This is a genomic window from Caballeronia sp. LZ019 (assembly GCF_031450825.1).
GTDB lineage: Bacteria > Pseudomonadota > Gammaproteobacteria > Burkholderiales > Burkholderiaceae > Caballeronia.
This window is the reverse complement of sequence record NZ_JARTVZ010000002.1, coordinates 1,051,397-1,071,279: the sequence shown is the minus strand read 5'-3', so window position 1 is coordinate 1,071,279 and position 19,883 is coordinate 1,051,397. Positions and strand designations below refer to the sequence as shown.

Genomic DNA, 19,883 nt, shown 5'->3' with positions numbered 1-19,883 from the left:
CGACGATTCTGGAGCGACCACGATGAACTCCGATCCACTGGAAATGAAGAGCATTCCCGCCACGGGAACTGGCGTCGCGCCCGATCCGGGCGGCATCAAGGAGCCGCCTGCGGCCGAGGAGCCCGCAGCGAAGGCGCCCGCGAAAAGCGCGGGGAAGAAGCATCGGCAGGATCAGCCGTATTTCGATTCGGTCGCGTACGGCAACGGTCCCGACGATTCCATCGACCCGGGCGAAGCCGACGAAAACGCCGCGATCACGCATCACACGGTGACGGTCGGCGGCGAGAAGATCGCGTACACGGCGACCGTCGGCCATCTCGTGACGGTCGATCCGAGCAGTTCGAAGCCCGAAGCGAAGATGTTCTACGTCGCGTTCACGAAGGACGGCGCGAAGGAGGAAGCGCGCCCGCTCACGTTCTTTTATAACGGCGGGCCGGGCTCGTCGTCGGTATTCGTGCTGCTCGGCTCGTTCGCGCCGCGCCGCATCAAGACCTCGATGCCGGGCTTCACGCCGCCCGCGCCGTACGAGATGGAGGACAACCCGGACAGCCTGCTCGACAAGAGCGATCTCATCTTCATCAATCCGGTCGGCACCGGCTATTCGGCCGCAATCGCGCCGAACAGGAATCGCGACTTCTGGGGCGTCGATCAGGACGCGGATTCCATCAAGCAGTTCATCAAGCGCTATCTCACGAAGAACAACCGCTGGAATTCGCCGAAGTTCCTGTTCGGCGAGTCGTACGGCACCGCGCGCAGCTGCGTGCTGGCGTACCGGCTGCATGAGGATGGCGTCGATCTGAACGGCATCACGCTGCAATCGTCCATTCTGGATTACAGCCAGGCGGGCAACCCCGTCGGCGCGCTGCCGACCGCCGCCGCCGATGCGTGGTATCACAAGAAGCTCGGCGTCCATCCGACGCCGCCGAACCTCGTCAACTTCATGGAGGAAGTCGCGGAATTCGCGCGCACGGACTACCTGAACGCGCTGCGCAAGTTCCCGCAGACGGACGACGAAGTGGTCGAAAAGCTCGCGGAGTTCACGGGCATCGACCGGGTGACGCTGCTCGCGTGGAGCCTCGATATCGCCGCTTACGACAGCCGCGGCAACTCGCTTTTCCTGACGACGCTGCTGAAGTCGAAGGGCGAGGCGCTCGGTTCCTACGATGGCCGCGTGACGGCGATATCGACGGGCATCGCAGGGAAGATCGATCCGAACTCCGGCGGCAACGACCCGACGATGACAGCGGTGAGCGGCGTCTACACGTCGATGTGGAACAGCTATCTGAACGAGCAGCTGAAGTTCACGTCGACATCATCGTTCACGGATCTCAACGATCAGGCGTTCGTCAACTGGGACTTCAAGCACACCGATCCGACCGGCGCGGAGAAGGGCGTCGATGCGAAGGGCGACATCGTTCTCTACACGGCCGGCGATCTCGCGGCGGTGATGGCGCTGAACGTCGACCTGAAGGTGCTGGCCGCGAACGGCATGTACGACTTCGTCACGCCGTTCTACCAGACGATCCTCGATCTTCAGCAGATGCCGCTCATCGACAAGACCGTGCGGCAGAACCTGTCCGCGACGTTTTATCCGTCCGGGCACATGGTCTATCTCGACGGCGGCTCGCGCACGCAACTGAAGGCCGATCTGGCGAAGATGTACGAAGAGGCGACTTCGAACCATGCGGCGATGAACCGCATCATCATGTTGCAGAAGACGACGGCGGACAAGATCGGTGCGGCGCTCTCGCCCGCGAATGCGGAGCAGTAGCGCCAGGCGTTTCGCTGCCTGCAACGGGCAGCATGGGCGTGCTGTCCTGTCCGATTGGCGCGCCCGCCCGTTTCTGCCACACTGGCTGCACCGCCCGCACAAGGGGTGCAGCGTTGTTCCATTCCGCAAAGCCCGCAAGCGTCGGGCGCTTCGTGTCGATCATCGCCTGGCTGCTCGTATGCGTCGCGGTCAGCGGGATGCACGCGCACGCATCGCAGCCTCTCGTGATCGGCGCGGTCCCCGGCATCGTCCCGCCGCTCGACATGGCCGACACGGCGGCGAGCCCGAACGCCGAGCCGCGCGGCATTTCCGTCGAGTTCGCGCAGGCGGTCGCGGGTTCGCTCGCCATGCAGCCGCAATGGCGGTTCTATCCGGATCGCGCCGCGCTCATCGGTGCGCTCACCCGCGGGGAAATAGACATGGCCACGGGCGCGACCGGCGAGGACGCCGGCCCCCCGCTCGCGCTTTCCCGGCCGTATATGCCGACGCAAATGGTGCTGGTCGAGCCGCTTGAGCAACGCGCGCCGACCTATCGCATTGCCTATGTGGACGCGCAGACATCGCGGGCGCGTTTGCAGGCCGCCTATCCGTCGATGACGCCCGCCGCGTATCCCGGCACCGTCGCGGCGTTGCTCGCGGTATCGCTCGGCGAAGCCGATCTGTTCGTCGGCGACATGACCGCCGTCGCCTACGCGATCGGGCATCTCGATCTTCCCGGCCTCGTCGCGACCGGCGCCGCGCCTTTCGACGAAGGCGGATACAGCTTCGCGTTCGCAACCGGACGGCCGGGCGCCGATGCCCTGCGCCAGCGTGTGGACGCCGCGCTCGCCTCGCTGCCGCCGCGCGTGATGATCGTCGCGCGGGCGCGCTGGAATGCCGCGATGACCGCCGTATCGGCCGAGCATCCGCTCAAGCTCACGCCCGAGGAGTCGGCGTGGGTCGCGACGCATCCCATCGTGCATTACTCGATGGTCGCGAACGCGCCGCCGCTGATTTTCCGCGACGCGCAGGGCGATCCGGCCGGCCTGGTGCCGGATCTGCTCGCCGCGTTATCGGGCGTTTCGGGGCTGCGCTTCGAAGGACGATTGCGCAAGGACGCCGCGCAGATCGACCACGACCTTCGAACCGGCGCGTCCGCGTTCGTGCCGTTCGGCATGCCGCGCGATTACGCCGACCGGAACCTCGTGCCGACCGTGCCCTTCGGCGACGGGCTCATCGCCATCGTGACGCGGGTGGACGCGCCGCCGCTGCAGGATGCCGCGGCGCTCGCGGGCAAGCGGCTCGCGCTGCCGCCCGAGTTTCCGGCGCGGGCCATGATCCGCGAGCTCGCGCCGGCGACGCGCGTGGTGCAGACGACTCCGATCGACGGACAGCTGCAGGCCGTCGTGAACGGCCATGCCGATGCGACGATCATGGACATGAAGCTCGCGAGCTATGCGGTCGGCAATCCGTATCGCGGCAAGCTGAAGATCAGCGGCGTGCTGTCGGCCAGGCCGTCGCCGCATGTGCTGCTCGTCGCGCGCGACGAACCCGTGCTGCTCGGCATCCTGAATCGCGCGATCGCCGCGCTTCCGCCGTACGAGCTCGAAGCGATCCACGCGCGCTGGAAACTCGATGAGCATCCCGAAGCATTGTGGGAACGCCGGCTGCCGCAGATCGAACTCGCTGCGTCGCTGGGCGGCGCGCTCGTGATCCTGCTTGCGGCGTGGGCGGTCTCGCTGCGCGTGCAGATCACGCGACGGATCGCCGCCGAGCAAGCGATGCGCGCCGCGAAGGAGGAAGCGGAAACCGCGAATCGGGCCAAATCCACGTTTCTCGCGACGATGAGCCACGAAATCCGCACGCCGATGAACGCCGTGCTCGGCCTTCTCGAGCTGGAACTGCGCGCGCCGGGCGAGGGCGCCGCGACGAAGCGTTCGCTGGAGACCGCGCATCACGCGGCGCGCGATCTGCTCGGCATGATCGACGACCTGCTCGATGTCGCGAAGATCGAGGCGGAGCGCCTGGTGCTCGCGCCCGCCCCGATGGATATCGATGCGTGGATCGCGAGCGTCGCGTCGATCTACGAGCCGGCCGCGCGCGCGAAGGGCATCGCGCTGGTGCCAGAGCGTGACGGCGCGGGCGGTCCCGCGTGGGTGATGGCCGACGGGCAACGCTTGCGGCAGGTCGTCGGCAATCTGCTGTCGAACGCGATCAAGTTCACGGATCACGGCGCGGTGACGCTCGCCTGCGACGCCGGACCGCCGCTCGACGGCATGCGCGCGCTGACGCTCACGGTATCGGATACGGGGATCGGCATTCCGCCCGAGCGGCAGGCGTCCCTCTTCACGCCGTTCGTGCAGGCCCACGACGGCGGCGCGCGGCACTTCGGCGGCACGGGACTCGGGCTGACCATATGCAAGCGGCTCGTGGAGATGATGGGCGGAAGCATTGAGTTGTCGAGCGAGCCGGGGAAGGGCACGCGGTTCACGGTGCGCGTCGCGTTTCCGGCGTCAAAAGCGGAGCATGCCGGGGCGGCTGCGCCGCGCGAGGCGGCGGCCGGCGCGCAGCAGGCGCTGGCGGGCACGCGCGTGCTGATCGTCGACGATCATCCGGCGAACCGCATCGTCCTCGAAGGACAGGTGCGGCTCTTGGGCGGCGCGACGCATTGCGAAGCCGACGGCCGTGCTGCGCTCGAACGCTGGCGTGCCGATCCGGGCGCATTCGACGTGATCGTCACCGACTGTTCGATGCCGGGGATGAGCGGCGAGGAACTCGCCCAAGCGATCCGCGCGGACGAAGCGCAGCATGCGCCGGGCGCGCGCGCGACGCCGATCATCGGCCTGACGGCGAATGCGCAGCCGGAAGCGGCGTCGCGGGCCGTCGCGGCGGGCATGACGATGTGCCTCGTCAAGCCGATCTCGCTCGATGAGTTGCGTGAGGCCGTCCTGTCGGTGGCGGGCGTGAAGGCGGGACGCGCCGTGCCGGCCGCGCAAGCCACGCCGGCGCCGGAACTTCCGCACCGCGCCCCCGTCTTCGATCAGGCCACGCTGAACGCGTTCGGCGATCAGGCCGCGACGCTGATCGACACCCTGCGATCCGCCAACGCCCAGGACCTCGACCAAGCCCACGCCGCGATGCACGCGTGCGATCACGCGCTGTTACGCGACATCGCGCATCGGATGAAAGGCGCGGCGGCGGTCATCGGCGCTGCGCCGTTCATGCAGGCGTGCGTCGTGCTTCAGCGCGACTGCGAACGCGTCATCGAAGAAGACCGCAACGGCGAAGACGACGCGAATATCGACGTATCGTTCGCCGCGTTCACGCGCGAGGCCCGCACGCTCGATGCGGCGCTCGATGCCGCCGTCGCCCGCCTGTCGGTCTGACAGACGCGTCTCGCGCCGCTGCGATCGTGTGTTTTAATTGAACCGCCGTTCATCTCGAAAACCGGCGGCCACGCGATGGCCGCGCCATCCGCTTGTCCCGCTCGTCCAGTTCATCGAGGCATGAATCGAAGCGACACCTCCGTTAATCCGCGCGGCGTCGAGAGCCGCCGCCGCATCGGGCGCGTGGCGTCGCCGGCCGTCATCGCGCTGGTCGCCCTTATCGCGGTGTCCGGCGGCGGCGCTCGCGCGCAGCGGTCAGACTGGCTCGATGCGCGCGTCACGCAGGCGACCATCGTCGATACCATCTGCGTGTCGGGATACGTCGATCGCGTGCTGCCGTCGTTCGAGATGCAGATGCGCCAGAAGGACCGGCTGCTCAAACAGCGTGGCGTCGATGCGTCGTTCGGCTCGGAATATGCGCTCGACCACCGCATGCCGGTGATCCTCGGCGGCTCGCCGAACTCGCCCGCCAATCTCGACCTGCGGCGCTGGGAAGGCCGCGCCGGGCAGCGTCGCAAGGAGCGGCTCGCGGTCTATCTGAAGCGTTGCGTCTGCACTGGCGATATCACGCTCAGGGCCGCGCAATCGGCGATGGCCGGCGACTGGCCGAACCGGTATCCGAATCTGTCCAGCATGTCCTGCAAGGGGCTCTGACGAGTCGGATCGCAACCCGCCCGCAACGGCATGCGGCGCCGGTATGAACGTTGCTCCGGGGCTCGCTTGTCGTTTCAGCTTCAAGCGGGTCCATCAATGCAGCAGGCAGGAACCAACAAGACGCCGTTCGGCGCGCGAAAAACCGGGGTTGCGGCGCTTGCCGTCCTCTTTCTGATGACGGCGCAGGCCAGCGCGCAGCAGGCGGGACGAGCGACGGCACCGGCTTCGGCACCGGCTTCGACACCGGCTTCGGCACCGGCAAGGGTCGCGCAAGGGCGTGTCGCGATTCCGCCCGCGCCGCCGCTGCCGCATGCCGCGAGCGCGCCGCAAACCGTGAGCGCCCCCGCGCGGGCGCTTCCCGCGATGCCGGTGCCGATGCCGCCGCAAGCGGTCTCGGATGCGTCGGCTGCATCGCGGGCTTCGGAGGCCGCGGAGGCGTCGGCCGCGTCGGCAGCCGAAGCGGCATCGGCGGCGAGCGCGGCATCCGAAGCCGCCGTGCCGGAGGCGCCGCTGCCGCCGGAACCGCCCGAGCCGAACATCGCGCAGCGAACGGGTCTCGCGCCCCAAGGCGCCTACGCGATGCGGCAGGCGTTCGCGCGCGAAGTCGACCGCCGCCTCGACGTGCCGGCCGCCGATCAGCAAGCCTATGGCCGCGCGCTTCAGCGTGCGCTCGACGAAAACGGCCACGGCAATCTGGCGAACGAGTTCGTGGTTCTCGTGGATCGCGCGGAGAACGTGCAGGCGGTCTTCGTCTACTTTCGCGCGAAACCGGGCGATGCGTGGTCGATGACCGGGGCATCGCCGGTATCGACGGGACGCCCCGGATCCTACGACCACTTCCTGACGCCGCTCGGCGTGTTCCAGCACGTGCCGGGCAACATGGACTTCCGCGCGGAAGGCACGCTCAACGAGTTCAAAATCCGCGGCTACGGCGCGCGCGACATGCGCATCTACGATTTCGGCTGGGTCGACGGCGAACGCGGCTGGGGCAAAGGCGGCGTCTCGCCGATGCGCTTCCAGATGCACGCCACCGATCCCGAGAAGCTCGAACCGGTGCTCGGGATGCGTCATTCGAAGGGCTGCGTGCGCATCCCGTCGACGCTCAACGCGTTCTTCGATCACCACGGCATTCTCGACGCCCAATACGAAGCGCGTGCGGCCGAAGGGCAATCGATATGGGTGCTGAAGCCGGATCGGCAGACGACGCCGTGGGCCGGCCACTATCTCGTCGTCATCGATACGGCGAGAAAGACGCGGCCCGCGTGGTCGCCGGGACCGGGAAAGGCCGCGCGCCAGCAGGTGCCGGCGGCCGCGATCCACGTCGATTGATCAGCCGGATCTCGCCAGCAGCACGCCCGCCAGCGCGACGCCAAAGCCTGCGATCTGGATCGCGCCGAGCGTCTCGCCGAACGCGACGTAGCTTTCGATGGCCGCGAGCGGCGGCGCGAGAAACAGCAAGGCCGTCGCCCGCGATGCGTCGCCGCGCCGGACCATCCACACGAGCAGCGTCGTCGCCACGCCCGACAGCATGACGATGCCCCAGGCAAGCGAGAGCCACGTGGTCATCGACGGAATGAAGCGGTGCTCGCCGAGCGATACGGCGAGCACCGCCGCGACGATGGCCGCGCCCGCGTTCTGCAAGGCGCTCGCGCTGCGAATATCCGCGTTGGCCAGCGACGTCTTCTGGTAAAGCGTGCCTGCGGTGATCGCGAACACGGCCAGGATCGCGACCGTGACCACCAGCCATTGCGGCGCAGCCCCCGCTGCATGCGAGGCGGGCGCGGCGCTCTCCGCGATCTTGGGAGCGAGCACGAGTGCGACGCCGAGGAGCCCGAGCGCAAGGCCGCCCCATGCGCGCGCCGAGAGCTTTTCGCCGAAGAGACGCGCGGCGAAAGCGGCGGTCAGGAGCGGCTGCAACGCGCCGAGCAGCGCCATCACGCCCGCGCCGAGCCCGCGCGCGACGGCCCAGTAACTCGCGCCGAGGTAGACGCCCTGAAGCAGCGCGCCGGCGACCAACTGGCGCACGGCGTCGCGGCCCGTCGGCCAGCGCACTCGCGCGACCAGCGCCAGCACGACGAACAGGACCGCCGTGCCGCAGAAGCGCGCGAGCAGGTACAGATTGGGGTCCACATACGGCGTGATCGCCCGCGCGACGATGAAGCCCGTCGACCAGAGGAACACGAACACGGGCGCGGTCAGCAACGAGAACATGAGCCGAGAAAGAGGACGAAAACGCGCAGTATCCGCGCGATTGCGGCGCGTCGTCTTGTTCAACCGTGCACAGCGTCTGCTATTCGATCGAGAACGTGTCGAGCGGCTGATTCGCGCGGGCGTCCTTCCCGCTCGCGAAGCGCCTCGAAAGCTGCGCATGAAGGCGGCGCGCCTCGTCGAGTGTGAGGTCGATCCAGTAGGGATCGCCGGCGGCGTCGTTGAGTCGCTCGGGCGGGAATTGAATTTCGATGACCACGCCTTTCTTGTACATCGTTGGCCTCATTCAGGTGCATGACTGCGGACCCGCGAGTCTAACGGACGCTTGCCCGCGTATTGCACACCACGCGGAAAGAATGCGTTGCCCGATGCGGGGTATCGGCCTTTCGCACGGCTGTCACGCGGATGACATCGTCCATACGTTACGGATCACGAAATAATATTTACCGACGCGAGTTCGCCACACGCCGGGGAACCATCGCGCGGAACGTCGTACAAAAAAAATAAAAGTGGCGTAACCTGCCTTTTTTCGGCCGCCGAGCGGACCTCCTGCAAACGTGCAAGGCCGTCGTCTCGCGTTCCGGACTGTGGTCATCGGGCGCGGCGCTGAACTAACGGCGCGCATGGACGGTCGTTGCTAAGATGCAAAAAACCGGAGATATCGATGACATCCGTCAACCTGGAATTCGACCAGCTGAACAGCACTGTCGATGCGCTGCGGCGCTCCATCTCGAACCGCCTGATGTACGGCGTCGGCAAAGACGCGGCGACCGCGCAGCCGCGCGACTGGCTGCATGCAGCCGAGCTCGCCGTGCGCGACCGGCTCGTCGCGCGCTGGATGCGCACCACGCGGCAGCAATACGAACAGGACGTGAAGCGCGTCTATTATCTGTCGATGGAATTCCTGATCGGCCGCACGTTCACGAATGCGCTGCTCGCACTCGGCATTCACGATGAAGTGCGCGACGCGCTCGCCTCGCTCGGCGTCGATCTCGCCACGCTGGAGGAACTCGAGCCCGACGCCGCGCTCGGCAATGGCGGTCTCGGACGGCTTGCGGCGTGTTTTCTCGACTCGATGGCGACGGTCGGCGTGCCCGGCTTCGGCTACGGCATCCGCTACGAATACGGCATGTTCCGGCAGACCATCGTCGAGGGCAATCAGGTCGAAATGCCCGATTACTGGCTGCGCGCGGGCAATCCGTGGGAGTTTCCGCGGCCCGAAGTGGTGTACACCGTGCACTTCGGCGGACGCACCGTGCAGCACGGCGACCGCACCGAATGGATCGACACCGAGCACGTCAACGCGATGGCCTACGACACGGTCATCCCCGGCTACGCGACGACCGCGACCAACACGCTGCGCCTGTGGTCCGCGCGCGCCACCGACGAATTCGATCTCTCTGCGTTCAATCAGGGCGATTATCGTCGCGCGGTCGAGGCGAAGAACACGTCGGAGCATGTGTCGCGACTGCTCTATCCGGACGATTCGACGCAGGCCGGCCGTGAGCTTCGCCTGCGTCAGGAGTACTTCTTCGTCTCCGCGACCATGCAGGATCTGATCCGCCGCTATCAGCGCACGCATACCCATTTCGGGCGGCTTGCGGAAAAGGTCGCGGTGCATCTGAACGACACGCACCCCGTGCTCGCGATTCCCGAACTGATGCGCCTGCTCGTCGATACGCATCATGTGCCGTGGGACAAGGCGTGGAAACTCGTGCAGCAGATGTTCTCGTACACGAATCACACGCTGATGCCGGAGGCGCTCGAAACGTGGGACGTCGAAATGCTCGCGCGTCTTTTGCCGCGTCATCTCGAGATCATCTTCGAGATCAATGCGCAGTTCCTCAAGCAAGTGACGGAGAAGTTCGGGCGCGATGTCGATCTGATCCGCCGCATCTCGCTCGTCGATGAATACGGCCAGCGCCGCGTGCGCATGGCGCACCTTGCGATCGTCGCGAGTCAGAAGGTGAATGGCGTGTCGAAGCTGCATTCGCAGCTGATGGTGCAGAACATCTTCTCCGACTTCGCGCGCATGTATCCCGAGCGCTTCACCAACGTGACGAACGGCATCACGCCGCGGCGATGGCTCGCGCAGGCGAGTCCTTCGCTGTCGTCGCTGATCGACAAGCGGCTCGGCACGCGCTGGCGCACCGACCTGTTCGAACTGGGACGGCTGCGCGAATGGCGCGACGATCCCGAGTTCCGCAAGGCGTTTCACGAGGCGAAGTTCGCGAACAAGCTGCGTCTCGTCGAACGCGCGAAGCGCGACGCGAACGCGATCATCAATCCCGAAGCGCTCTTCGATCTGCAGGTGAAGCGCATCCACGAATACAAGCGGCAGCTGCTCAACATCCTGTATGTGATCGTGCGCTATAACCGCATCCGCGAGAATCCGCAGCATGACTGGACGCCGCGCGTGGTGATGTTCGCGGGCAAGGCCGCGTCGGCGTACAAGATGGCGAAGAACATCATCAAGCTCATTAACGATGTCGCCAAGCGCATCAATGCGGACCCGCTCGTCGGCGACCGGCTGAAGGTCGGCTTCATTCCGAACTATGGCGTGAGCGTCGCGGAGCTGATCATTCCGGCGGCCGATCTGTCACAGCAAATCTCGATGGCCGGCACCGAAGCGTCCGGCACCGGCAACATGAAGCTGGCGCTGAACGGGGCGCTGACCATCGGCACGCTGGACGGCGCGAACATCGAGATATGCGATGCCGTCGGTCGCGAGAACATCTTCATCTTCGGCAACACGACGGACGAGATCGAATCGTTGCGCGCGGCGGGGTATCGGCCGCGGCAGATTTACGAGGAGAACGCGGAACTGAAGCTCGCGCTCGATCAGATCCGGCTCGGGCACTTCTCGCCGGAAGAGCCGCACCGCTTCTACGACATCTTCCATACGCTGGTGGACTGGGGCGATCACTACATGGTGCTCGCCGACTTCGCGAGCTTCGACAAGACGCAAAGCGAAGTCGACCTCAAGTTCCGCGACAAGGACGCCTGGACGAAGAGCGCCATCGAGAATGTCGCCGGCATGGGGATATTTTCATCGGACCGCACGATTGCGGAATATGCGCGCGAAATCTGGCATGTCGAGCCGCTGAACCTGAGCTGACGCGCCAAGCGCCGCGCGCCCTGCATCACGCTTCGGGGCGCGCGGCTGCAGTTTGCGCGTGTTTCGCGACCGCGTCGCCGACGAGCGCGGCCACGCGATCCGCGAAATCCTCATCCTTCGTGATGAGCACTTCGCGCTCGCCGTCGGATGTCGACACCATCAACTGATAGATGACGTCCTGCGTGATCCACGTCAGATAACCGACGACGACGATCATCACGCCGAGCACGAGCGCCGCGCCCGCGCCCGTCGCGATGCCCGCGCCCAGTACGACGAGCCCGATGATCGCGAGAGCGATCGGCAGCGGCTTCTTGCGTTCGATCTTCACGACCCGTGCGGCGCGCAGCTCGCGCAGCGGAATCATCTGGCCCGAAGCCGACAGGCCGGCGCGCGACAAGGTGACGCCGCGTTCGTTGAAGGGTGTATCCATAAGCTGATCGTTCCGTATGAGGCAGGGAAAACGCGGAGATTACCAGACGGTGCCAGGAACGGAGAAACCCCGAGCGATCTGCGGCTGAACCAGGTCTGCTTACATTCGAAAGGATGCCGTAATAATTTGGCCGGACCTTGATTATTGAAGCGGAAAGCGCATGATGTGTCGGAAGCAGTGACCGCTCGATGCAACCCGCGGGAGGCGCATCATGCCCACTCAGACCCGAACCATCGGCGCAACGTCCGCAAAGCACCGGCACAGAGATTCGGCGAACCGCCGCCGCTTCGCGATTCTGATGATTGCGGGCGTGGCGATCGCGTCGAACACATGGTCGGCCGGGCCGCTGCCCGCCGGAGGAAAATTCGTTGCGGGCGCGGGCGGCATGTCTGTCAATGGCAAGCGCCTGACGGTCACTCAGACGACATCGCGAGCCGTCATCGACTGGGCCAGCTTCTCGATCGACAAAGACAACGCGGTGACGATCCAGAACGGGTCCGGCGCAACGCTCGGCCGTGTGACCGGCATCGAGAAGTCGTCGATCAACGGTGCGCTCACCGCAAGCGGGAGCTTCTATCTGATCAATCCGCAGGGCATCGTGATCGGCGCGACGGGCGTCGTCTCGACGGGCGGGCGCTTCGTCGCATCGGCGCTTGATGTCGGCAACGACGCGTTCATGGCGGGCGGTCCACTGACCTTTGCGGGCAGTGGCGGGGGCGTCGTGGTGAATCTCGGCAAGATCAGCTCCACTAACGGCGATGTGTTGCTGATCGCGCGCAGTCTCGTCGAGAACGACGGCACGATCAGCGCGCCGGCCGGCTCGGCGGAACTTGCAGCGGGGGATCGGGTTCTCGTGCGCGATGCCGCCAGCCTTCCGCAAACGTTCGTGCAATCGACGGGCAGCCGTGGCGATGTGGTCGACAAGGGAACGATAGCGGCGGCGCAGATCGCATTGCAGGCCGCCGATGGCAATGTGTTCGCGCTGGCAGGCAACACGAACGCATTGCGCGCGACCGGCGCCGCGACGCGCGATGGCCGTGTCTGGCTCGTGGCGAACGACGGCGCCGCGCATGTGCACGGCCGCATCGATGCGGCGAACGCCGATGGCACGGGCGGCATCGTCGATACGGCAGGCGCGGCGCTTCATCTCGACGATGCCGACATTCATGCCGCGAACTGGAAGCTGAACGCGCCTGTATTCCATGCCGGTCCGTTGACGACGGCGGCGTTGCTCCACCAGTTGAATCAGGGCACGTCCGTGACGCTCGATGCGTCGCCGGGCGATATCGTGATGGAGCAGACGATGCGCTGGTCGGGCAACGCTTCGCTCACGCTCAACGCGGCGCGTTCCGTCACGGTCGGTCCGATGGCGACGCTCGGCAATACCGGTGCGGCCAATTTGACGCTGCGCGCCGACGCAGCGGGGCAGGGGAACGCGGGCAGTGTCTTCAACCTCGGCACGATCGACTGGTCGAAAAGCTCGGGCGTAGTCGCGAGTTACCGCGATAGCGGCGGGCAATACGTCAGCGGAACGGTCATCAGCAATCCTGCGTGGACCGCGCCCGCGTACAGCGGCGTGCGGGCGCAGATAACGGACTATCGGCTGATCGACTCGGTAGACGAGCTCGCGGCCATCTCGCAGGATCTCAATGGATCCTATGCACTGGGCCGCAACATCGACGCCGGTTCGTCGACGAGCACATTCCAGCCCATCGGCGCGGGCAGCGCGAGCGGGTTCACGGGGCAACTCGACGGCCTCGGGCATACGATCAACAGCCTGAGCATCACCGTTCTCGACTTCGACACCGCGCAACCGACAGGGCTTTTCGCGTCGATCGGAAACTCGGGTGCGGTGCGGAACCTGAAACTCGGCAATGTCGGCATCAGCGATTATTTCGGGCCGATGGGCGCGCTCGCCGGGCAGTCGTCCGGCGTGGTGTCGAACGTTCATGCCGACGGCAAGCTGGTCACGTACGGATCGACCGGCGGGCCAGTCGGCGGACTGTTAGGCATCAGCACCGGCGTCGTGTACCGCTCCGACAGCGCGGTCCCGGCCGGATCGTCGAGCGCCGCGGGCGGGCTCGTCGGCAATAACGAAGGATTGATATTGCAGTCCTTCGCCACCGGAGGCGCAGGGGGAGGCTCTCGCGCAGCGGGCGGCGGGCTCGTCGGAAGCAATTCAGGGTCGATCAGGCAATCGTATGCGACCGGATCGGTGGACGGCGGAAGCGGGTGGTGGGGGACTGGTTGCTACTAATGTCGGATCCATCGTGGAGTCGTTTGCAAGCGGGCCCGTCGCGAGCTTCGTGCGGCCAGCGTTCAGGGGCGGCCTCGTTGCCGATAACCGCGGAAACGTTGCCGCCGACGTGTTCTGGGACCGCGAGACCACGGGGCAGGCATCCGGCGTCGGTTCGGGCACGCCTGTGCCCGTCACGAACGGTTTGACGACCGCGCAGATGAGCAAGCCGGAGAGCTTCGGCCCAACGTGGGATTTCAGTGCCGCCGGGACGTGGATCATGCGGCTCGCCGCGACGCATCCGGTATTGAGGTGGCAGGTTGCGCAGTAACGATGTCGATTGCGGTCATGCGGAGTGGATACCAAAGGCCGTGGGCCGTACCGTCACGGTGCGAGTTGACGCGTTTCATCCACGGACGAACCCATCGCTCGTCTGCGGCGGCGTCATGACCTGCAACACCGGACGTCCTTGGAGGTCTTTGCGCGGAAAGTACGATCGATGCGTCGTCGTGTCGACGTGCAGGACATGAGCGTTCGGTCCGACGTATCCTTCGCCGACCTCGGCTACAGGCTGAAATGGGCGATTCAGAGCCCGCATCGGGAGCGGTGTTCGTGCACGGTGCGCGCAATAGCGCGGGCTGCAGAGTGCCCACTGAAGCTGCCTCTCGTCGACGCGCACGCCAGGCGCTTCGCTTCCCAGCCTCGGCGTAACGGCCGGCAGGGGCGGCTTTCTTGCGTATCGGAAGATTGCGATATATACTTCGCATCAAGACGATTCGATACGTGCCCTTTAGCGTGCCGGCCGTCAGACGCACGAGCAACGAAATGGACATCGACGCAATCCACAAAGCCCTAGCCAACCCCCTTCGCCGCGAGATTCTCGAATGGCTGAAGGAGCCGGAGCAGCATTTCCCCAATCAGGAATTGCCGCTGTCGCATGGCGTGTGCGCGGGTCAGATCGATGAACGCTGCGGCATGTCGCAGTCCACCGTTTCCGCGCATCTCGCGACTCTTCACAAAGCAGGGCTCGTCACCACCAAGCGCGTAGGGCAATGGGTGTTCTTCAGGCGCGACGAGGCGGTCATTCAGGCGTTCCGCGATTCCATGGAGAATCTCTGAGCATCCGATGCGCCGTCCAGGTGACAGCATCCTTTCAACTTAATTAGGATACCTTCCGTTATGCCGACTCTTTTCGATCCGCTCAAAGTGGGCGCGCTGACGCTCAAGAACCGCATCGTCATGGCGCCGCTGACGCGCCAGCGCGCGGGCGTCGAACGTGTGCCGAACGCGCTGATGGCGCAGTATTACGCCGATCGCGCATCGGCGGGTCTCATCATCAGCGAGGCCACGTCGGTCACGCCGCAAGGCCTCGGTTACGCCGATACGCCGGGCATCTGGTCCGACGAACAAGTCGAAGGCTGGAAACTGGTGACCAAGGCCGTTCATGAAGCAGGCGGTCAGATCGTGCTGCAACTGTGGCACGTGGGCCGCATCTCGGACCCGGTCTTTCTCAATGGCGAACTGCCCGTTGCGCCGAGCGCGATCGCGGCCGAAGGCCACGTGAGTCTCGTGCGTCCGCAGCGTCCTTATGTCACGCCGCGCGCACTCGAGCTCGATGAAATCGCGGGCGTGGTGGCGGCGTATCGCAAAGGCGCGGAGAACGCGAAGCGCGCCGGTTTCGACGGCGTGGAAGTGCACGGCGCGAACGGCTATCTGCTCGACCAGTTCCTGCAGGACAGCACCAACAAGCGCACCGATGCATACGGCGGCCCGATCGAAAACCGCGCGCGCCTGATGCTCGAAGTCGCCGATGCGTGTATCGAAGTGTGGGGCGCGGATCGCGTCGGCATGCACCTCGCACCGCGCGCCGATTCCCACACGATGGGCGACAGCGACCGCGCCGCGACCTTCGGCTATGTCGCACGTGAACTGGGCAAGCGCAAGATCGCGTTCATCGCGGCGCGCGAGGCGGAAGGTCCGGACAGCCTCGGGCCGCAACTGAAGAAGGCGTTCGGCGGCGTCTATATCGCCAACGAAAAGTTCACGAAGGAAAGCGCCGAAGCGATCATCGCGCGCGGCGACGCGGACGCGGTGGCCTGGGGCAAGCCGTTCATCGCGAATGCGGACCTCGTGCGCCGCCTCGAACTGGACGCGCAGTGGAACGACCCGGACACGTCCACGTTCTATGCGCCCGGAGCGAAGGGCTATACGGATTATCCGCTGCTAGAAACGGCGGAGTAACGAAAACAGCGGCCCCGGCCGCTGTTTTCGTTTTCGCTATGATACTTCGGCATCCGAAGCAATACTTACCTCCCGCGCCGCGCAACAATAGCGCCCATGCGGCACGCCCATCGAAATTATCGAATTTCGACTCTACCGCGCATCAAAACTAGTGTATTGGTGACTCCAATCCGCTGCTGCATGCATTGCTTAAGAAATTGGGCGACGCATCGGCATCAATACGCTCAACCGTTGCATGCCGGGATTGGTTCGATGAAACGATCCAACGCATCGTCAACATTTCGTGGACGCGCCCGACCCGCCGGCACCGATGGCGGCGCGTCTGTCAGCCTGCTCGTCCTCTACCTTCATTTCGTGCCGGCACGGCACGTAACGGTCGCGAATCATCGCGCAAAGGAGCGCATATGTCGTGGATCACGCAAACGCTGCGCGCGTACCCGGAAATTGCCATCTTCCTGTCACTGGGTATCGGGTATTGGGTCGGCGGCAAGAGCTTCAAGGGCTTCAGCCTGGGCGCCGTGACAGCGACGCTGCTCGCGGCCATCGCCATCGGGCAGCTTGGCATCACGATTTCATCGAACGTGAAGGCGGTCTTCTTTCTGATGTTCCTCTTCGCCGTGGGTTATGGCGTCGGTCCGCAATTCGTTCGCGGCATTGCGAAGGACGGCTTGCCGCAAGCGCTGTTCTCCGTCATTCAATGTGTGCTTTGTCTTGCCGCGCCGTATGCCGCCGCCAAAATGGCGGGCTACGACATCGGATCGGCGGCAGGGCTTTTCGCCGGATCGCAGACCATATCCGCATCCATGGGTCTCGCCACCGACGCCATCAACCGGCTCGGCCTTCCGCCCGCCGAAACCAAGGCGCTGCTCGATGCGATGCCCACGGCCTACGCCGTCACGTATATCTACGGCACGATCGGCTCGGCGGTGATTCTCGCGATGCTCGGGCCGAAGCTGCTGAACATCGATCTCGTCGCGGCATGCAAGGACTATGAGAAGCAACTCGGCGGCGGATCGGCTGAACTCGGCGGCGCGGGTTCGGGCTGGCATCAGTTCGCGCTGCGTGCGTATCGCGTGGCGGAAGAAGGGCGGGCCGCCGGCATGACGGTCGGACAAGCGGAAGCGATGGTCCCGAGCGGCGCACGCCTCTTCATCGAGCGAATTCGCCGCAATGGCGCGATCCAGGAGGCGAAGCTCGAAGACGTGCTGCAGCCGGGCGATGTCGTCGCGATCGTCGGACGGCGCGAGCATCTCGTCGATCTGCTCGGCGGCGCGACCGAAGTGGACGATGCGGAACTGCTGTCGGTGCCGGTCGAGGGCGTCGATATCTATTTGACCGACAAGCGGATCGAAGGCAAGACGCTTGCCGAACTGGCGCAGATGCCGGGCGCGCGCGGCGTGTTCATCCGCAAGATCAAGCGCGGCGCCACCGAGACGCCGATTCCGGTGCTGCCGAGCACGAAGCTGTATCGCGGCGACACGGTGACGATCGTCGGCCGCACGCAGGATACGACCGCGGTGGCGAATGCGGTCGGCGTCATCGACCGGCCGAGCGACGCGGCGGACATGGCGTTCGTCGGCCTCGCCATCACGCTGGGCGCGCTGATCGGCGCGATCGTCGTCCGCTTCGGCGCGATTCCGATCACGCTGTCGACGGCGGGCGGCGCGCTGATCGCGGGCATCGTATTCGGCTGGCTTCGCGCGATACATCCGACGTTCGGCCGCATTCCGTCGCCGACGATCTGGTTCATGAACTCGGTCGGGCTGAACGTGTTCATCGCGGTGGTCGGCATTTCGGCGGGGCCGGGCTTCGTCGCGGGCCTGCAAAAGCTCGGCGTGAGCCTGTTTTTATGGGGCATTTTCGCGTCGTCGGTGCCGCTCATCCTCGGCATGTATATCGCCAAGTACGTGTTCAAGTTTCATCCCGCGATTCTGCTCGGCATCTGCGCGGGCGCGCGCACGACGACCGCGGCGCTCGGCATGATCTGCGATGCCGCGAAGAGCCAGGTTCCGGGTCTCGGCTACACCGTCACCTATGCAGTCGGCAATACGCTGCTGACGATCTGGGGGATGGTCATGGTGATGCTTCTGACCTGAGGGCGCGGCACTTCCGCCTCTCGTGTTTTCCTTCCCGTTTGATTGCTCTATTCTGGGGGTGTTGGATGTCAAAGTCCTCTAAGTCCGGTTCCGACGATCGCGCCGCGATGGCTTCGCTCAGCCCGTTCGAACTCAAGGACGAACTCATCAAGGCAGCAGGCGGCGGCGTGGTCGAGCGCCCGGCCAATGTCGCCATGCTCAACGCGGGGCGCGGCAATCCGAATTTCCTCGCGACGATTCCGCGTCACGGTTTCTGGCAGCTCGGCCTCTTCGCGATGCGCGAGTCGGAGCGCTCCTTCGCCTACATGCCGGAAGGCATCGGCGGTTTTCCGAAGCACGAAGGGCTCGAAGAGCGCTTCGAGATTTTCGCGCGTGAAAACAAGGGCACGCCCGGCATCGACTTCCTGTTCGGCGCGGTATCGTATGTCCGCGATCAGCTCGGCCTCAACGCCGGCGACTTTCTCTATGAGATGTGCGAAGGCATTCTGGCGTCGAATTATCCCGTGCCCGACAGGATGCTTAAGTTATCCGAAGTAATCGTCGGGCAGTATTTGCGGCGCGAGATGATCGGCAAGCATCCGTTCGTCGGCGAGTTCGACATCTTCGCGGTGGAAGGCGGCACGGCGGCGATGACGTACATCTTCAATACGATGCGCGAGAACTTCCTCATCAAGCCGGGCGATACCATCGCGCTCGGCGTCCCGATCTTCACGCCGTACATCGAGATTCCGCGTCTCAACGACTACAAGCTGGAAGTGGTGAATCTCGACGCGGATGTCGCGCGAGGCTGGCAATACTCGAAGGAGGAGCTGGACAAGTTGCGCGATCCGAAGGTCAAGGCGTTCTTCCTCGTGAACCCGAGCAATCCGCCGTCCGTCAAAATGGACGACGAAAGCCTCGCGTACATCGCGGAGATCGTGAAGGAAAGGCCTGACCTTATCCTCCTGACCGACGACGTGTACGGCACCTTCGCCGATGACTTCGTCTCGCTCTTCGCGCTATGCCCGAAGAACACCATTCTCGTCTATTCGTATTCGAAGTATTTCGGTGCGACCGGCTGGCGGCTCGGGACCATCGCGACGCATCGGGAGAACATTTTCGACGAGCAACTGGCCGCGCTTCCCGAGGAGCAGAAGGCGATCCTGCATGAGCGCTATGAATCGATCACGACGGAGCCGGACAAGCTGAAGTTCATCGACCGTCTGGTGGCGGACAGCCGCACCGTCGCGCTGAATCACACGGCGGGTCTCTCGACGCCGCAGCAGGTGCAGATGGTCCTCTTCTCGCTCTTCTCGCTGATGGACACGCCCGACGCGTACAAGAACGCGTTGAAGCGCCTCATTCGCAGCCGCAAGCAGGCGCTGTATCGCGAGCTCGGCATTCCGCTCGAGGACGACGACAAGAATCTCGTCGATTACTACACGATCCTCGATGCGGAATACATCGGCGAGCGCATGCACGGACGCGAGTATGTCGAGTGGATGTTGAAGAACACGCAGCCTTCCGAACTGCTCTTCAGGCTCGCGAAGGAAGCGCGCGTCGTGCTGTTGCCGGGGCGCGGCTTCGGCACGCAGCATCCGTCGGGACGCGTGTCGCTCGCCAATCTCAACGAGAGCGACTACATGCAGATCGGCCGCGCGATCCGCAAGCTGATGAACGAGCGCCTCGCGCAATACGAGGCGGAGAGCAACGGCAAGAAGGGCAAGTAACGCGCATCCGAACGAGAGCGGGCCGCCTGCGCGGCCCGTTTTTCATGCGTGGTTC

At 65.1% G+C, this 19,883-nt stretch carries 14 protein-coding genes; 11 read left to right on the top strand and 3 right to left on the bottom strand.

Translation table 11 applies throughout. The features are described from left to right. Positions 1 to 22 precede the first annotated feature (22 nt). From P9255_RS07980 to P9255_RS07965, 4 genes are all read left to right on the top strand, one after another. Positions 23 to 1,771: a S10 family serine carboxypeptidase-like protein gene (locus P9255_RS07980; protein WP_309766502.1), complete on the top strand. Its 1,749-nt coding sequence runs from the start codon at positions 23 to 25 to the stop codon at positions 1,769 to 1,771. A 113-nt stretch (positions 1,772 to 1,884) separates the two neighbouring features. Further along, positions 1,885 to 5,136, top strand: a complete 3,252-nt coding sequence (locus tag P9255_RS07975) for an ATP-binding protein (protein WP_309766501.1) — start codon at positions 1,885 to 1,887, stop codon at positions 5,134 to 5,136. Between the two features lie 120 nt (positions 5,137 to 5,256). Then, positions 5,257 to 5,790: a hypothetical protein gene (locus tag P9255_RS07970; protein WP_309766499.1), complete on the top strand. Its 534-nt coding sequence runs from the start codon at positions 5,257 to 5,259 to the stop codon at positions 5,788 to 5,790. A 96-nt stretch (positions 5,791 to 5,886) separates the two neighbouring features. Next, entirely contained in the window at positions 5,887 to 7,119 is a 1,233-nt protein-coding gene (locus P9255_RS07965; RefSeq protein WP_309766497.1) for a L,D-transpeptidase, read from the top strand. Here P9255_RS07965 and P9255_RS07960 read toward each other — a convergent pair whose 3' ends face one another. Both P9255_RS07960 and P9255_RS07955 read right to left on the bottom strand, forming a co-directional pair. Further along, positions 7,120 to 8,001, bottom strand: coding sequence for a DMT family transporter (locus tag P9255_RS07960; RefSeq protein WP_309766495.1), 882 nt, complete (start codon positions 7,999 to 8,001; stop codon positions 7,120 to 7,122). A gap of 79 nt (positions 8,002 to 8,080) precedes the next feature. After that, on the bottom strand, positions 8,081 to 8,272 hold the full coding sequence (locus tag P9255_RS07955; protein WP_309766493.1) for a hypothetical protein: 192 nt from the start codon (positions 8,270 to 8,272) through the stop codon (positions 8,081 to 8,083). 390 nt (positions 8,273 to 8,662) lie between these two features. Here P9255_RS07955 and P9255_RS07950 point away from each other — a divergent pair, with 390 nt between their 5' ends. Continuing rightward, positions 8,663 to 11,116: a glycogen/starch/alpha-glucan phosphorylase gene (locus tag P9255_RS07950; RefSeq protein WP_309789328.1), complete on the top strand. Its 2,454-nt coding sequence runs from the start codon at positions 8,663 to 8,665 to the stop codon at positions 11,114 to 11,116. Positions 11,117 to 11,141: 25 nt separating this feature from the next. Here the strand turns inward: P9255_RS07950 and P9255_RS07945 are convergent, their stop codons facing one another. Further along, a complete protein-coding gene (locus P9255_RS07945; protein ID WP_309766489.1) occupies positions 11,142 to 11,546 on the bottom strand; it encodes a DUF6232 family protein in 405 nt (134 codons plus the stop codon). A gap of 211 nt (positions 11,547 to 11,757) precedes the next feature. On the opposite strand from P9255_RS07945, the gene P9255_RS07940 reads away from it, so the two are divergent. The 6 genes from P9255_RS07940 to P9255_RS07915 all read left to right on the top strand — a co-directional run bounded on the left by P9255_RS07940 (position 11,758) and on the right by P9255_RS07915 (position 19,828). After that, entirely contained in the window at positions 11,758 to 13,803 is a 2,046-nt protein-coding gene (locus P9255_RS07940; RefSeq protein ID WP_309789327.1) for a filamentous hemagglutinin N-terminal domain-containing protein, read from the top strand. Between the two features lie 13 nt (positions 13,804 to 13,816). Next, positions 13,817 to 14,113: a hypothetical protein gene (locus tag P9255_RS07935; protein WP_309789326.1), complete on the top strand. Its 297-nt coding sequence runs from the start codon at positions 13,817 to 13,819 to the stop codon at positions 14,111 to 14,113. 494 nt (positions 14,114 to 14,607) lie between these two features. Beyond that, complete coding sequence (locus tag P9255_RS07930) at positions 14,608 to 14,901, top strand: metalloregulator ArsR/SmtB family transcription factor (RefSeq protein WP_309766485.1); 294 nt, start codon at positions 14,608 to 14,610, stop codon at positions 14,899 to 14,901. A 60-nt stretch (positions 14,902 to 14,961) separates the two neighbouring features. Next, the gene (locus tag P9255_RS07925; protein ID WP_309766484.1) at positions 14,962 to 16,023 is read left to right on the top strand and encodes an alkene reductase; all 1,062 of its coding nucleotides are present in this window, start codon (positions 14,962 to 14,964) and stop codon (positions 16,021 to 16,023) included. A 404-nt stretch (positions 16,024 to 16,427) separates the two neighbouring features. Next, a complete protein-coding gene (gene aspT, locus P9255_RS07920) occupies positions 16,428 to 18,119 on the top strand; it encodes an aspartate-alanine antiporter (protein WP_309766483.1) in 1,692 nt (563 codons plus the stop codon). Positions 18,120 to 18,184: 65 nt separating this feature from the next. Then, the gene (locus tag P9255_RS07915) at positions 18,185 to 19,828 is read left to right on the top strand and encodes a bifunctional aspartate transaminase/aspartate 4-decarboxylase (protein WP_309766481.1); all 1,644 of its coding nucleotides are present in this window, start codon (positions 18,185 to 18,187) and stop codon (positions 19,826 to 19,828) included. The last annotated feature ends 55 nt before the right edge of the window (positions 19,829 to 19,883 follow it).